General features: G+C 33.0%; 7 protein-coding genes. 5 read left to right on the forward strand and 2 right to left on the reverse strand.

Annotated features, from left to right (window positions below):
- Window positions 1-176 precede the first annotated feature (176 nt).
- Together DMZ43_RS08870 and DMZ43_RS08875 are read right to left on the reverse strand one after the other, a co-directional pair.
- On the reverse strand, window positions 177-1,637 hold the full coding sequence (locus DMZ43_RS08870; protein WP_131507551.1) for a potassium/proton antiporter: 1,461 nt from the start codon (window positions 1,635-1,637) through the stop codon (window positions 177-179).
- A 14-nt stretch (window positions 1,638-1,651) separates the two neighbouring features.
- Window positions 1,652-2,488, reverse strand: a complete 837-nt coding sequence (locus tag DMZ43_RS08875; RefSeq protein WP_131507553.1) for a peptidylprolyl isomerase — start codon at window positions 2,486-2,488, stop codon at window positions 1,652-1,654.
- Between the two features lie 212 nt (window positions 2,489-2,700).
- Here DMZ43_RS08875 and uvrA point away from each other — a divergent pair, with 212 nt between their 5' ends.
- From uvrA to DMZ43_RS08900, 5 genes are all read left to right on the forward strand, one after another.
- Entirely contained in the window at window positions 2,701-5,532 is a 2,832-nt protein-coding gene (gene uvrA, locus DMZ43_RS08880; RefSeq protein WP_131507555.1) for an excinuclease ABC subunit UvrA, read from the forward strand.
- 26 nt (window positions 5,533-5,558) lie between these two features.
- Window positions 5,559-6,248, forward strand: coding sequence for a TIGR00730 family Rossman fold protein (locus DMZ43_RS08885; RefSeq protein WP_129760586.1), 690 nt, complete (start codon window positions 5,559-5,561; stop codon window positions 6,246-6,248).
- Between the two features lie 26 nt (window positions 6,249-6,274).
- Complete coding sequence (locus tag DMZ43_RS08890; RefSeq protein WP_131507557.1) at window positions 6,275-7,546, forward strand: hypothetical protein; 1,272 nt, start codon at window positions 6,275-6,277, stop codon at window positions 7,544-7,546.
- A complete protein-coding gene (locus DMZ43_RS08895) occupies window positions 7,543-10,374 on the forward strand; it encodes a metalloprotease (protein WP_131507559.1) in 2,832 nt (943 codons plus the stop codon). The genes DMZ43_RS08890 and DMZ43_RS08895 overlap by 4 nt, the downstream gene beginning before the upstream one ends.
- Before the next feature lie 155 nt (window positions 10,375-10,529).
- A complete protein-coding gene (locus DMZ43_RS08900; protein ID WP_131507561.1) occupies window positions 10,530-12,941 on the forward strand; it encodes a thiamine pyrophosphate-dependent enzyme in 2,412 nt (803 codons plus the stop codon).
- Window positions 12,942-13,001: the final 60 nt, after the last annotated feature.

A 13,001-nucleotide genomic window follows, 5' to 3' on the forward strand; every position in this document is an offset into this window, starting at 1 on the left:
TTTATGTTTAAGTAAAATGCTTGTTATTTAAAATTAAAATTTTTGGATGTATTAAGACAAACTTCAATACATTCGCAGAGTTAAAAGTAGTTATTTTTTATACGAATCCTGAAAACTTACTCATCAATTTATCATACAAAACACTGTTTCATAATTGACATTGCTATTGCAAAAAACTACCCGCTAATACAGCTATTCACTTCTATAAAATCATCTTGAGTATCTGCAATCACCATTAACACATCATTTTCTAACAGTTCCGTGGAACCTCCAGGTCTAATATATTCTTTACCTCTTTTTATCATTACTATAAATGCCGATTTAGGAAACTTAACATCAACTATTCGTTTATTAGCTGCATAAGAACGAGGTGAAATCACAAACTCTTGAAATGACGATTTAGGCAAATCTAGTATAAGCCTATCGACCTCAGTTATTTTTTTAGTTTCTTCCGGTAAAGCCACTTTTAACCAATTAGCAAATACTGAAAGTGTTGTACCTTGTATTAAAACCGATGTTACCGAAATAAAAAATACAATACTAAACATCATGTTTGCTTTATCAATTCCTGCTAGCAAAGGATATGTAGCAAACACAATAGGTACAGCTCCTCGCAATCCAACCCAAGAGATGTAAGCACGCCTTCTTAGTTTCATTTTAAAAAACATCAAACTAATAAAAACACCTATAGGTCTAGCAACAACAATAAGAAACAAAGAAATAAGTAGTCCGATACCTATATAAGGAACAATTTGAGAAGGAAATACTAATAAGCCTAAGGTAAGGAATAAAACAATTTGCATTAACCAAGCCAACCCATCAAACATCTTTAAAATTGTAGATTTATGAATTAAGTCTTGGTTTCCTAAGTAAACAGCACAAATATAAATAGCAAGAAAGCCATTACCTCCTATAAAATCGGTTGCTGAAAATGTAATAAACATTAGTGCTATTGCTAAAACTGGGTACAACCCTTCAAAGCCTAGTTTAATGGTATTTATAGTAAACTTACTCAATTTACCAAATCCAAAACCTGCTATACAGCCTATAACCATTTGTTGTAAAAATAAAGGGATGATTGACCACGCACTTTGATCTTGATTTACTACCAACGTTAAAAATGCAATAGTTAACACATAAGCCATTGGGTCGTTACTTCCGCTTTCAAGCTCTAGTGTAGGGCGAAGATTAGTGCGTAACGAAAGATTTTTAGAACGTAAAATTGAAAATACAGCAGCAGCATCAGTTGACGACACAATAGAACCTAATAATAAACTTTCATAAATCGTAAAATCGGTAACCATCCAAACAAAAACACCTAGCGAAGTAGCTGTAAGCAATACTCCTAAAGTAGACAACATTAAACCTTCTCTTAATACTGGTTTAACCGATTTCCAACTGGTATCGAGACCACCTGAAAACAAAATAAAATTAAGTGACACAATACCTATAAACTGCGCTAGCTTAGGGTCGTCAAAATAAATCCCCACAATACCATCAGAACCTGCTAACATCCCAATCACTAAGAAAAGTAGTAATGTTGGCACTCCAAATTTATAGGAAGTTTTACCCACAACAATACTCACAAAAAGCAATAACGAACCTATTAAAAGTATATTTTCAATTGTTATATCCATAAAGTTGTATCAGTCTATCTATTTTTTAGTTCTGTACTAAGAATTATTACATTTTCCAAAGGTCTGTCATTTTCATCGGTTGGCAAATTTACAATTGAATCTACTACATTCATTCCTTCAATTACTTCGCCAAAAACAGTATAATTTTGATCTAAATGCGGAATACCTCCTATGGATTTATAAACTGTTCTATGTGCTTCAGGAATAGTGTAGGCTTCAAAATCAGTATAAATTTCAGCTAATTGTTGTATACTATCATTAAGCTTAATTACGAGCTGCTCATCATTACCTTCACTTGCTATCTTTAATGCTTCAAACAAAGGCTTATGCGCTTTACTTTTAATTACATGATAACGAGCAGTCATAGTGTTAATGCGTTGTTGAGCAACATTAAGCAAGCTATCGTTATACACTTTACCATCAACTATAAAAAATTGCATAGCGCTTGATGCTCTTGTTAAATTTTCTTCTCTTGCAGTAGCCAAGGCACCTCGTTTATGAAACAAATTTGGTCTAAATTCAGCTGGTACAGTATAATCTAAATCACCTTCACCTAAAAACTTTCCTAATGGTGCATTTTTACTATCAGGATCTCCTCCTTGTATGACAAAGTCCTTTATGACACGATGAAACAACAAGCTGTCATAAGCATGCTCATTGACCAGTTTTATAAAATTATCTCTGTGCTTAGGAGTGTCATTAAAAAGCTCTAAGGTTATTTCGCCATAATTAGTTGTTAATACTACTATTGTATTACTAGTATCTTCTATTTTCTTTTTTTCTGGTTTTGAATTGCATCCTAAATACATAAGCATGCTTAACAGAACAAATGCTACGTTTTTGTTTTTCATTTTCACAAATCAAAATTTACACTCACTAATATACACTTTTATGCCTTTTAGCATCATAACATTGTACTTTTTTCCAAATTACCTTATGATCAGTTATATTTTAAAATTCAACAAAAACTAATACGCTCAGTAATATCTTTTTAACAAAACTCTAAAACAGCTTCACTTCGTTTTGTATTACTAAATCTGTACCTTTGCAACTTTGCAATTCTATGAGTCAATTTGAAGAACATATAGAGGTTCAAGGCGCAAGAGTCCATAACCTCAAAAACATAGACGTTACAATACCTCGCGAAAAGCTTGTGGTTATCACAGGTCTTTCAGGTAGTGGTAAGTCCTCTTTAGCATTCGATACTATTTATGCCGAAGGACAGCGTCGTTATATCGAAACCTTTTCGGCTTATGCGCGTCAGTTTTTAGGTGGATTAGAGCGTCCTGATGTCGATAAAATTGATGGACTATCTCCTGTAATTGCTATAGAACAAAAAACAACTAGTAAGTCGCCTCGTTCTACAGTAGGTACTATTACCGAAATATATGATTTCCTCAGACTTCTTTTTGCTCGTGCAAGTGATGCCTATAGTTACAACACTGGCGAAAAAATGGTGAGCTACAACGATGAGCAAATTAAAGCACTTATTGTAGAGTCTTTTAATGGCAAACGTATAAATATTCTTGCACCTGTTATTAGATCTCGTAAAGGTCACTATCGCGAACTCTTTGAGCAAATTGCAAAACAAGGTTTTGTAAAAGTGCGTACTGATGGTGAAATAAAAGACCTTGTAAAAGGTATGAAGTTAGACCGTTACAAAACGCATGATATAGAAATTGTAATTGACCGACTTAAAATTGATAATTCTGCCGATAACGATAAGCGCTTAACAGAAACCATAAATACAGCCATGTATCATGGAGACGATGTGTTTATGGTGTTAGACCAAGACACTAACGAGGTACGTTATTTTAGTAGAAATCTAATGTGTCCTTCTTCTGGGATTTCTTATCCAAACCCAGAACCAAACAACTTTTCGTTCAATTCACCTAAAGGAGCTTGTCCAAAGTGTAATGGTATTGGTAGACTTTATCAAATCAACGAACGTAAAATTATACCAGACGACAGTTTATCTATAAAATCAGGAGCACTTGCACCTCATGGTCCACAAAAGAACTCATGGATTTTTAAACAGTTAGAGACCATTGCGCATCGCTATGGCTTTAGTTTATCCGATCCTTACAAAAGTATTCCTGAAGACGCTAAACAAATGATTCTCTATGGTGGAAATGAAAAGTTTTCGGTAGAAAGTAAAACACTTGGTGTTACCAGAGATTATAAAATCGAGTTTGAAGGTGTTGCTAATTTTATTGAAAGCCAATACAACAATGCAGAGTCAACATCTTTAAAACGTTGGGCAAAAGACTACATGGATAAAGTAAAATGTAGCGAATGTGAAGGCTCTAGACTCAGAAAAGAATCTTTATACTTTAAAGTTAATGGTCTTAATATTTCTGAATTAGCAAACAAAGACATTGTTGATTTGGTAGATTGGTTTAAAGAATTGCCAAAACACCTGTCAAAAAAACAGTTTAAAATTTCTGAAGAAATACTAAAAGAAATTTCAACACGATTACAGTTTTTGTTAGATGTAGGACTTGATTACTTATCGCTTAACCGAAGCTCAAAATCGCTTTCTGGTGGAGAAGCACAACGTATTAGGCTTGCCACCCAAATTGGCTCGCAACTGGTTGGTGTACTTTATATTTTAGACGAACCTAGTATAGGCTTGCATCAACGCGATAATGAAAAACTTATCAATTCATTAGTATCATTGAGAGATATTGGCAACTCGGTAATTGTTGTTGAACATGACAAAGACATGATTGAACGTGCCGATTATGTTATTGATATTGGACCAAAAGCAGGAAAATATGGTGGCGAAATTATAAGTATTGGTACACCTGATGAATTAAAAACACATCATACACTAACTGCCGATTATCTTAATGGCAGTAAAGCTATTGAAGTGCCAAAAGAACGTCGTGAAGGCAATGGAAAATTCATTGAACTAAAAGGTTGTACTGGTAACAACTTAAAAAATGTTTCAGTGACTATTCCGTTAGGAAAAATGATTGGAGTTACTGGTGTTTCAGGAAGTGGAAAATCAACACTTATCAATGAAACCTTATATCCAATAATGAATGCGCACTACTTTAATGGCGTAAAAAAACCAATGCCTTACAAGAGCATTAAAGGTTTGGAGCATATTGATAAAGTTATAGACATTAACCAGTCACCTATTGGTAGAACACCTCGTAGCAATCCTGCTACTTACACTGGTACATTTAGCGAAATACGAAGCCTTTTTGCTAAAATACCTGAAGCTATGATTAGAGGTTACAAACCTGGTCGTTTTAGCTTTAACGTAAAAGGTGGTCGTTGTGAAACTTGTCAAGGTGGTGGTTTACGAGTTATTGAAATGAATTTCCTTCCAGACGTTTATGTAGAGTGCGAAACCTGTCAAGGCAAACGCTTTAATCGTGAAACCCTCGAAATTAGATATAAAGGTAAAAGCATTAGCGATGTACTCAACATGACTATTAGCGAAGCTGTAGACTTTTTTGAGCACATTCCTAAAATCCATAAAAAACTAAAAACCATAAAAGACGTTGGTTTAGGCTACATTACACTGGGTCAACAAAGTACAACGCTTTCAGGTGGTGAAGCACAACGTATTAAACTAGCTACTGAACTTAGTAAGCGAGATACAGGAAATACCTTTTACATTCTTGACGAACCTACAACAGGCTTACATTTTGAAGACATTCGTGTACTTATGCAAGTGCTTAATAAATTAGCCAACAAAGGAAATACTGTACTTATCATTGAGCACAATATGGATGTTATTAAAATGATGGATCACATTATTGATGTAGGTTATGAAGGCGGAAAAGGTGGCGGACAAATTGTTGCTGAAGGCACTCCAGAAGAAATAATAAAACACAAAAAAAGTTACACTGCGCAATTCCTTAAAAAAGAACTAAATTAGCGTGTTACAAAAATAAGATTTACACTATGAGAAACGAACAACATCACAAAAGATGGAATGAAATAAAAACAAACGACTCTTGGGCAATTTTTAAAATCATGGGAGAGTTTGTTAATGGTTATGAAAAATTAAGCAGAATTGGACCTTGTGTTTCAATTTTTGGTTCTGCAAGAACAAAACCAGACCACAAATACTACAAACTAGCTGAAGAAGTTGCTAGCAAAATTGTAGACCATGGTTATGGTGTAATTACTGGTGGTGGACCTGGTATTATGGAAGCTGGTAACAAAGGAGCTCACATTGCTGGAGGAACATCGGTAGGACTTAACATTGAGCTGCCGTTTGAACAACATGACAACCCTTATATTGATTCTGACAAGAGTTTAGATTTTGACTATTTCTTTGTAAGAAAAGTAATGTTTGTAAAATACTCTCAAGGTTTTGTTGTAATGCCTGGTGGTTTCGGAACTTTAGACGAGTTGTTTGAAGCGATTACCTTAATTCAAACCAATAAAATTGAAAAATTCCCTATTATACTTGTGGGAACAGAGTTTTGGAGCGGATTGATGGATTGGGTTAAAGCTACACTTTTAGAAACTCACAATAACATTAGCCCTAAAGACTTAGATTTAATTCATTTGGTGGATACTGCTGATGAAGTTTTAGAAATTCTTGATGCATTCTACAAAGAATTCAACTTGAGTCCTAACTTCTAAAAAAAATTGCTTTTTAAAATATAGTTATGAAAAAGAAGAACATAGCATTGCTTGTATTAGCTGGTATGCTTAATATTTATGGTCTCTTCTCGCAAGAGACCTTCAATGTTATGTTCTATAATCTTTTAAACTATCCTCTAGAGAACAATGTAGAAAATAGGTTGCAATACCTTAACACCATTGTTGATGATTACCGACCAGACTTATTTATGGTTTGTGAACTCAATAATGAAAATGGAGCTAATGACATATTAGCTATGATGCAAAGCATAAATCCTAATTATAATAGAGCTGCTTTTGTTCTTAATAATTCTGATGATAATCTTGGTAATCAAAATGACCTACAAAACCTTATCTATTTTGACACTTCAAAATTTATTTTAGAAAGTCAGAATGAAGTAATTACTATTTATAGGGATTTTAATCATTACAGATTAAAGCTAAACACTGTAAATCAAAGCACAAACCCTATTTATATTGATGTTATTGTTTGTCATTTAAAAGCTTCTAGCGGAACAGACAATCAAGCATTACGATTTCAAATGGTTCAAGATTTAACAGATTACTTGGCCACTTTTCCAGCAAACAGCAACGTTATTTTGGGAGGCGACTTAAATGTTTACACCCATTCTGAACCTGCTTTTCAAGAACTAATTAACACCTCAAATAACATTACATTTGTTGATCCTGCTAATAGAATTGGAAGTTGGCACAACAATAGTAGCTATATTGACGTTTTTACTCAGTCAACCAGAACGCAAACTGGTTTAGGAGGAACTACAGGTGGTTTTGACGACAGATTTGATTTTATTTTAGCTTCAGAAAACATGCTTACCAATACTGATATTTTTTATGTAAATGATTCTTATAAAGTATTTGGTAATAACGCTAATACCTCTTGTCATAATCAAGAAATAAATTCAGCCAATTGTTCAGGAACCGATTTTGATTTTAATATTAGAAATGCTCTGTACTATTTTAGCGATCACTTACCAGTGACTTTACAATTACAAACTACTGAGACTCTAAACACCTACACTCCTGAGTTAAAACAACCAATACGCTTTGTTGGTTCAAATATTTTGAATACTTCTTTTTTAGAATTAGAAATACATTCTGAAGCACTTTTTAACACGACTATAACTATTTATAATAGTATTGGTCAATTGGTAAAAACCATTCCTTTAAAAAATTCGATATATATTAGGGAAGATATTTCAAATCTATCAAATGGTTTATACTATATTACCTTGTCCCAATTTAACAGTAACCCTTTAAAGTTTGTGGTAGCGAATTGAAATCAGTAATAACTATATATCTACTTTTATTAGTAAACCTTTGTACATGGGCTCAAAATAAAATTGAGTTAAATGCAAAGTTTGATATTCCTAATAAAACTCTGCATATAAAGCAATACATTTCCTATCAAAACACCTCAAAAGACACTTTAAAGACCATATATTTAAACGATTGGAACAACGCCTACTCCGTTAAAACTAGTCCGTTAGCAAAACGTTTTACTGAAGAATTTAATAACAAATTCCATTTTGCTAAAAGTGATGAAAGAGGCTACACAAATATTACATCGGTTAAAGAAAATGAAGGTGATGATTTAGAGTTTACTCGTTTAAAAAACCACCCTGATGTTATTGAAATCACACTTAACAACGCTATTCCTCCAGGAGAATCGTATAATATTCTTTTAAATTACAACTTAGTTGTTCCTAATGATACATTTACCAGTTATGGAATAACCGAAACCAAAGATTTCAATTTAAAGTATTGGTATGTAACACCTGCTATTTATGATGGTGAATGGCATTACTACAGCAATAAAAATCTTGACGATTTATACCTACCTAAAACCGACTTAACGTTTGAAATTGAGCACCCAAGAAACTATGCACTCATGACAGAGTTAAACACGCTTGCGCTTAACCAAACTGATAGTACATTAATTACTATTATAAATGGAAAAGATCGTATTAATTCGTTTTTATCTCTAGCTCGATTTCCTAATTTTAAATATGTAAAAACCGATAATGTAACTGTTATTACTAATTTAAAAGAAGAAAACTTAGAAGCGCATGAAAGAGCTATTATAACTGATAAAGTACTTAGTTTTATTGATGACAACTTAGGAAAGTATCCACATGAAAGAATGTTGTTAACCGAAATTGAGTATAAAAAAGACCCTTTGTATGGCCTTAACCAGTTACCAAGTTTTATTAGGCCTTTTCCTGATAATTTTCAATACGAACTGAAGCTTTTAAGAACAGCTCTCAACAAATATCTTGAAAATACATTATTGATAAATCCTCGTAAAGACTATTGGCTAAAAGATAGTTTTCAGGTTTATTTTCTAATGAAATATATTGAAGAACATTATCCAGACATGAAGCTTCTAGGAACATTAGCTGATGTTTGGGGAGTAAGATCTTTTCATGCTGCCGATTTAAAATTCAACGACCAATACCTGTTGTTTTTTATGCAAATGACTCGTACTAACAGAGATCAACCGTTAGCAATGTCTAAAGATTCTTTATTAAAGTTCAATGCTAATATTGCAAGTAAGTATAAAGCAGGTTTGGGTTTAAAATACTTAGACGATTTTATTAATGGAAATGTACTTGAGCAGACTATCGTTCAATTCTTAAAAGAAACTAGGCTAAAACCAACTTCTTCTAAAGCATTTGAAACACTTTTAAAACAAAACACCTCAAAAGATATCGATTGGTTTTTTGATGATTATCTAACAACAAGAAAAAAGATTGATTTTAAAATTAAAAATGTTTCAAAAACCGAAGATTCAATAACATTTACTATAAAAAACAAGCGTAAAAATGCAATGCCTGTGTCGTTATTTACTTTAAATAACGATTCAATACTTTCTAAAACTTGGATAGAAAATGTTAATGGAAGTAAAACGTTAACCATACCAAGAAATGACGCTAATAAGCTGGTTTTAAATTACGATAATGCAATACCAGAAATAAACCTAAGAGATAACCAAAAATCCTTAAAAGGTTTTTTCTTCAACAATAAACCATTTCAATTTCGATTATTTAAGGATATTGAAGATCCTCATTACAACCAAGTATTTTTAATGCCAATTGTAGAGTATAAAAATATTTACGATGGTTTAAATTTAGGAGCAAAAATCTATAATAAAACATTGTTGCGTAAAAAATTAAACTACAAGTTTTCTCCACAATACTCAACAAACTCTAAGACCTTAACCGGATCTTCAACTGTTTTGTTTACTCACAACATTGAAAACAACAACCTATACAATATTACCTATGGTTTAACCGCTAGTTATTCATCTTTTGCTGAAAATGCTTTTGTAACCATAGTATCGCCTACACTTTCATTTTATTTTAGAGATGACAAAAACTTTAGGTCTAATAAGTCTAACTACATTAACTTAAGGTATTTGGATATTTCAAGAAAGCAAGAAGACAACAATCTTGTATTGACTGAAGAACCAGATTATGGTGTTTTCAATATTAGATATATAAACTCTAATCCTGGTTTGGTTGATTTTTATAAAATTTATACAGACTTTCAAATAGCCAATAAATTTGGTAAAATAGCTGTAAACTACGAGTATCGTAAGCTTTCTGAAAATAACAGACAATTTAACTTTAGGTTTTTTGCTGGTACATTTTTATACAATAAAACCAATGCCAATAACAACTACTTTAGTTTTGCTTTAGATAGACCTACTGATTATTTATTTGATTACGATTATTTAGGACGCTCTGAAGCTTCTGGTATTTTTAGTCAACAAATTATCATTGCCGAAGGTGGATTTAAATCAAAGTTAAGACCTGCTTTTGCCAACCAATGGATGACAACTATAAATACCAGTACAAGCATTTGGAAATATATTGAAGCCTATGGAGACCTTGGTCTTGTAAAAAACAAATACTCTGATGCTGAAGTCGTTTATGACTCCGGAATACGATTAAACTTAGTGCCAGATTATTTTGAAGTATTTTTCCCTGTATATTCCAATTTAGGATGGGAAATTGCTCAGCCACATTACGATCAAAAAATAAGGTTTAAATTTACAGTAGACCCACAAGCACTTTTAGGCCTATTTAGAAGGAAGTGGTATTAGGAATTTATTAACAGATTCTTAATTTTTATCGATTTAATAGAGAAATATTAAAAATATTTGCTTTTTTTTGATATATTCTTAATATTATAACAAATTTAGGCATTGTAAAGAACAGAAAGTTTCCCTAAATTTGCAACTTAAAAATACCTCTATAAATGCATACTGAACCAAACACTATAAACAACATCACTTTTGATGATTTCAAAGCCGAAGTCATAAACGATTACACAATTGCTGTTACAAGCAGAGAATGTAGTTTGTTGGGTAGACGTGAAGTTTTGACTGGTAAAGCAAAATTTGGAATTTTTGGTGACGGTAAAGAAGTCCCGCAACTTGCATGGGCAAAAGCATTTAAAAATGGAGATTTTAGATCTGGTTATTACAGAGACCAAACCTTTATGATGGCTATTGGTGAGCTAACCATTGACCAGTTTTTTGCTGGTTTATATGCACATCCTTCTATTGAAGCTGACCCTATGTCGGCAGGAAGACAAATGGGAGGTCATTTTGGTACTCACAGTTTAGACAAAGATGGTAACTGGAAAAACTTAACTCAACAAAAAAACTCAAGCGCTGACATCTCTCCTACTGCTGGTCAAATGCCTCGTTTATTAGGATTAGCTCAAGCTTCTAAAATATACCGAAATGTTAAAGGTATAGATGCTACTAAGTTTTCGGTAAATGGTGACGAAGTTGCTTGGGGAACAATTGGTAACGCGAGTACTAGTGAAGGTTTATTTTTTGAAACCATAAACGCTGCTGGTGTATTACAAGTACCAATGGTAATAAGTATTTGGGATGATGAGTATGGAATTTCAGTACATGCTAAACACCAAACTACTAAAGAAAACATATCAGAAATCTTAAAAGGATTTCAAAGAGACGATAAACATAAAGGCTACGAAATACTTAAAGTTAATGGTTGGGATTATGTAGCATTAATGGAAACCTACCAACAGGCTTCTAAAATTGCAAGAGAAGAGCACGTTCCTGTAATGATTCACGTGGTTGAACTTACACAACCTCAAGGTCACTCTACTTCTGGATCTCACGAGCGTTACAAATCTCCTGAGCGTTTAACTTGGGAAGCTGAGCACGATTGTATTTTAAAAATGCGCCAATGGATGGTTAGCAATAATATTGCTGATGAAGAAACATTAGACAGCATTGATAAAAACATAAAAAAACAAGTAAGAGAAGGTAAAAAAAGAGCTTGGGATGCTTACTTAAAACCAATCAAGCAAGAGCAAAACGAAGTTATTGATATTTTAACTAAGCTTGCATCTTCTAGTCCAAACAAGGTGTTTTTAACAAAACTTGTCAATGATTTATCTGCTATAAAAGAACCTATCAGAAAAGATGTATTTTCTTCTGCAAGAAAAGCACTTCGTTATGTGATTTCTGAAGAATCAGCAGAAAAAACAACATTACAAAACTGGATTAACACTAACTTAGACAGGGTTCAACCAAAATACAGCTCGCATTTATATAGCGAAACCAAACATTCTGTACTAAATATTAAAGAGGTTGAACCAACCTATGATGACAATGCAGAAGAAGTTGATGGACGTTTAATTTTAAGAGATAACTTTGATGCCATTTTTGGCAACTATCCTGAAACCTTAGTTTTTGGTGAAGACTCAGGAAATATTGGTGATGTTAACCAAGGCTTAGAAGGATTACAGAAAAAATATGGTGAACTTAGAGTAGCTGATGCTGGTATTAGAGAAGCAACAATTATCGGTCAAGGTATTGGAATGGCAATGAGAGGATTGCGTCCAATTGCTGAAATTCAGTATTTAGACTACCTAATGTATGCACTTCAAATCATTAGTGACGACCTTGCTACATTGTATTACAGAACTTTAGGCAAGCAAAAGGCACCATTAATTATTCGTACTCGTGGACACAGACTAGAAGGTATTTGGCATTCTGGTTCTCAAATGGGTGGAATTTTACACTTAATGCGAGGTGTTAATATTCTTGTTCCTAGAAATATGGTTAAGGCTGCAGGATTTTACAATACGCTTTTAGAAAGTGATGAACCTGCACTTATTGTAGAATGTTTAAATGGTTACCGTTTAAAAGAAAAAATGCCTAATAACTTAGGACAACTTAAAACACCTGTTGGTGTTGTTGAAACTGTTAAAGAAGGAACAGACATCACTTTGGTATCCTATGGATCAACACTTCGTATTGTTGAAGATGTTGCTAAAGAGCTTCTAGAAGTTGGTGTTGATGCAGAAGTTATTGACTTACAGTCACTGCTTCCTCTAGACATTAACCATGATATAGTGAAGAGTGTTAAAAAAACAAACCGATTAATGGTTATTGATGAAGACGTTCCAGGAGGAGCTTCGGCATATATTTTAAACGAAATATTAAATACTCAAGGCGCTTACCAATATTTAGACAGTCAACCTAAAACATTAACAGCTAAAGCACACAGACCTGCTTATGGTACTGATGGTGATTATTTCTCAAAACCTTCTTCCGAAGATATTTTTGAGGCTGTTTATAATGTTATGCATGAAGTAAACCCTTCAAGTTATCCAAAAATTAGATAATTTGACTTCATTTACTGTTTGATGTATTCAACTTAAAAATCAAATAGTTATATTTACTTA

This window comes from Meridianimaribacter sp. CL38 (assembly GCF_004328055.1).
In the GTDB taxonomy this organism is placed as follows: Bacteria; Bacteroidota; Bacteroidia; order Flavobacteriales; family Flavobacteriaceae; genus Gaetbulibacter_B; species Gaetbulibacter_B jejuensis.